A 3,345-nucleotide genomic window follows, 5' to 3' on the forward strand; every position below is an offset into this window, starting at 1 on the left:
GAGCCGGCGCCCAATTGAAGCCGGTTGAAAGAGAGCGCGCCGCGACGAAACCGCCGAGACTGACGGTGTTGATGCACGCTTCCGTTCCGCCGCATACGGCGATGTCGGCTTCGTTGGCGCGGATCAGGCGGGCGGCGTCGCCGATCGCTTGGATGCCCGCCGCGCATGCCGTCACCGGTGCGCCGAGTGGACCTTTGAAACCATGACGGATCGAGATGTGGCCCGCCGCGAGGTTTACCAGGAAGGACGGCACCGTAAAGGGAGACAGGCGGCGGGCGCCACGCAGGTCCACCGTGCGCACCGCCTCGGTGATGGCGGGGAACCCGCCGACCCCTGAAGCGATGATCGTGGCCGTGCGCAGGCGATCGGTTTCCAGGGCAGGCTTCCATTGCGCCTGCGCCAGCGCCTCTTCCGCCGCGGCCAGCGCGAAGAGAATGAACCGGTCCACCTTGCGTTGATCCTTCGCCGACAGGACGGCATCGGCATCGAAACCAGCCTCCGGATCTTCGCCCAGGGAGGGAACCACGCCGCCAATCTTAGCCGGCAGATCTCCCACCACATCGTCAGGAAGCCTGCGAACGCCCGACCGGCCGGCAAGCAGGCGTGACCAGGACGCTTCGACATTGGCGGCAAGGGGCGTGACCGCTCCCATGCCCGTGACGACAATCCGTTGCATCTGCTCTCCTGTCCTTGGTGTGCCGGCGGCGCTGCTCGCGCCGTTCAAGCGGCGACTGCTTCGCGAACCTGATCGGCCGCCGCATCCAGAAAAGCCTGTGCAAGGTCGGGGTCGTTGACGACCCGCGAGAGCACGACCGCGCCGACCATCGTCGAGAGAACGGCCATTGCCTTGTTGCCGGTCTTTTCGCTGTCGCCCTCGCCAACCCAACCGCCGAGCATCTCAAGGTACGCCTTGATGCCGACTTCGAATGATGCCTTCACCTCGGCACCTTGCCTGGCCGCATCCGAGCCGAGCGCAACGACCGGGCAGCCGTCCATCTTTTCCCCGCGATGGTCCATGCTGAGGTAGAATGAGATCACCCCGTCGAGCGGGCTCCCAGGATGTGCGGCGGTCGCGGCCGACCATTTGTGGGTGGCGCTTTCCATCGCGCGCCTGGACGCCAGCGCCGCCAGATCGTCCTTCGACTCGAATTGCTTGTAAAAGGCGCCCTGGGTCAGCCCGGCACCCTTCATCAGATCCTTGAGGCCGATGCCGTCAAAGCCGCGCTCCCGAAAAAGCCGGCTTGCCACATTGATCACGGTCTCGCGGTTTTCCGCGGCCTGAGTGCGACTCACACGCATCGTCATCTCCTTTTTAGATTGCATTCGTAATCTATACCCTATATAGAGGGTGAACGCAATCTAAAAAAGGACAAATGAGATGATCCCCAAAACCCTGAGCGCCTCGCTGCTGGCAGCGCTGTTTCTTGCAACCCCGGCTCTTGCCGAGGAAGCCACCATCGGACGCCCGATCGAAGGCGGCAGCCTGCACCAGGGACACCTGGACATGGTGGCCTACTACGTTCCGCGCGGCGACCTGCTTGAGGTCACCGCCACTTTCGCACCGAAGGCCGGGGGTGATCCGCTGCGGGTTGTCATGGGCCTCGCCAACAGTGACGCTGTGTCGTTTTCCATACCGGGCTACCCGGGCTCGCTCTACGCGTTCTCAAGGTCCGGTAAGGAAGTGACGGTCTCGACCGAGACTGACACATCCCTGCGAGCCGACGCGACAATGCCCTGACCTGACGCGCAGGCCCGCGGCCGCGCGATGCTGGCCGGGGCTCTCGCGTCGGAACGGCGCGCCACCAATAAGTTCGGAGAGAGGTCACATGCTTTACAGCTATTTTGTCGAGAAATCGATCCGGCAGAGCTTCGACGACGTCAACAACCATCGCTGGGACGCGGCGGTGAAGGCCATCGCGCCGCATGTCCATCACCGGGTTGGTGGCGCCCACGCGCTTGGTGGGGAGCGCCACGACAAGCAAGCCCTGCGCCGCTGGTTCGAGCGCCTCGGCCGTGTTCTGCCCACTCTCCATCTCACGGTCAACCACGTCTGGGTGAAGGGTTGGCCGTGGCATACCACCGTGTTTGCCCAGTGGGATGGCACCGCAACCCTGCTCAACGGCGATACGTCCTACATCAACCGTGGTCTCCACGTGTTCACGCTGCGGTGGGGCACGGTTCATGCGCTCGAGGAGTTTTACGATTCACAGGCGGCGGCGCGCGGTCTCGCCGCTCAAGCCGCAGCCGGCCTCGAAGAGGCTGTCGCCGAACAGATAACAAGCTGAAGCGCGGTTCGAGGACGGCCGGGTTGCCCATGCGCCGACCGGCTCGGGTCCCGAGCCATCTCCGCTGCCGCGCTCCAACTTGTTGCAAGACGTTCAAATTTGAGCTTCCGCACTCATGCTTTGTCGAGAGTATCTCCCGTATTCACTTAAACGGTCTGCGCCGTAGTTTTTAGCCGTTCTGAATCGCCGTCGGCGACGATGACGACGAAATAGGAGAACGCAATGACTCGCAATCACGTTGAACGTCTTGGAGAGTTCCGGGAAATCCTGGTCGCAACCCGACGCGAAGGAGTCCGCAACGTGCACCATACCCGCGATGCAATGCGGGCAAGTGGCTTTCAGATAGGGGACAGCGATGGCTCCAGCTACGGAGCCGAGCTGAAGGCGCTCCAGGAAGAAATTGAGGCAGTCGATCGCGCCATCGAAGACGAGAAGCGGTTGGCCCAGGCCCTCGAGAGCGCAGCTCAATCCCGCCGGCCGAGCAAGCCGAGAATCGTGAAGGGAACATAGTTCCGCTCTCGGCCGAGACGTTCATTGCCTCGGTGCCAAGCGCCGGCTCACGGCACGAACGTTTCTGCAGGCGCCGCTTAATCAGCTACAATATTGGGACATAGCGGCCGCCAAACCGGCACTGTCCTGTTTCAATGCCCAAACTCCAGCGGCGGCGCCAACCGGTCGCGCCGCAGCCAGCGCGCCAGAAGCAGCGCGGCCACCACGGCCAGCCCCGTCGACAGGCCGATCCAGATGCCGACGCCATGCAGGCCGAAATGGAAGGCGAGCAGCACGCCGAGCGGCAGGCCGACGCCCCAATAGCCGATCGCGGCATAGATCATCGGCACCTTGGTGTCGTGCAGGCCGCGCAGCATGCCGGCGGCCACCGCCTGGGCGCCGTCGAAGACCTGGAACAGCGCCGCGAAGACGAGGAACGACACGGCAAGTTCGATCACCCTGGCATTGGCCGGATTGCCCAGATCGATGAAGGCGCTGATCAGCGGATGCGGCCACAGGAGCATCACCAGCCCCATCAGCGCCATGAACGAGACACCGATGACGAAAGCGG

At 63.6% G+C, this 3,345-nt stretch carries 6 protein-coding genes; 3 read left to right on the top strand and 3 right to left on the bottom strand.

Translation table 11 applies throughout. From position 1 onward, the window contains the following. The coding region (locus tag EN906_RS27910; RefSeq protein ID WP_281060463.1) for a beta-ketoacyl synthase N-terminal-like domain-containing protein at nucleotides 1-676 on the bottom strand (676 nt) is incomplete at its 3' end. 44 nt (nucleotides 677-720) lie between these two features. Further along, nucleotides 721-1,299: a TetR/AcrR family transcriptional regulator gene (locus EN906_RS27915; protein ID WP_127268435.1), complete on the bottom strand. Its 579-nt coding sequence runs from the start codon at nucleotides 1,297-1,299 to the stop codon at nucleotides 721-723. A gap of 79 nt (nucleotides 1,300-1,378) precedes the next feature. Between EN906_RS27915 and EN906_RS27920 the strand changes: the two genes are divergently transcribed. From EN906_RS27920 to EN906_RS27930, 3 genes are all read left to right on the top strand, one after another. Further along, complete coding sequence (locus tag EN906_RS27920) at nucleotides 1,379-1,738, top strand: hypothetical protein (protein ID WP_127268436.1); 360 nt, start codon at nucleotides 1,379-1,381, stop codon at nucleotides 1,736-1,738. 88 nt (nucleotides 1,739-1,826) lie between these two features. Then, the gene (locus EN906_RS27925) at nucleotides 1,827-2,285 is read left to right on the top strand and encodes a nuclear transport factor 2 family protein (protein WP_127268437.1); all 459 of its coding nucleotides are present in this window, start codon (nucleotides 1,827-1,829) and stop codon (nucleotides 2,283-2,285) included. Nucleotides 2,286-2,507: 222 nt separating this feature from the next. Then, a complete protein-coding gene (locus EN906_RS27930) occupies nucleotides 2,508-2,795 on the top strand; it encodes a hypothetical protein (RefSeq protein ID WP_127268438.1) in 288 nt (95 codons plus the stop codon). Between the two features lie 131 nt (nucleotides 2,796-2,926). On the opposite strand, the gene EN906_RS27935 is transcribed toward EN906_RS27930, so the two are convergent. Continuing rightward, a partial coding sequence (locus EN906_RS27935; protein ID WP_245484348.1) for an MATE family efflux transporter occupies nucleotides 2,927-3,345 on the bottom strand: 419 nt, incomplete at its 5' end.

Origin of the sequence: Mesorhizobium sp. M7A.F.Ca.CA.004.06.1.1 (assembly GCF_003999135.1) — a bacterium.
Taxonomy (GTDB): Bacteria; Pseudomonadota; Alphaproteobacteria; order Rhizobiales; family Rhizobiaceae; genus Mesorhizobium.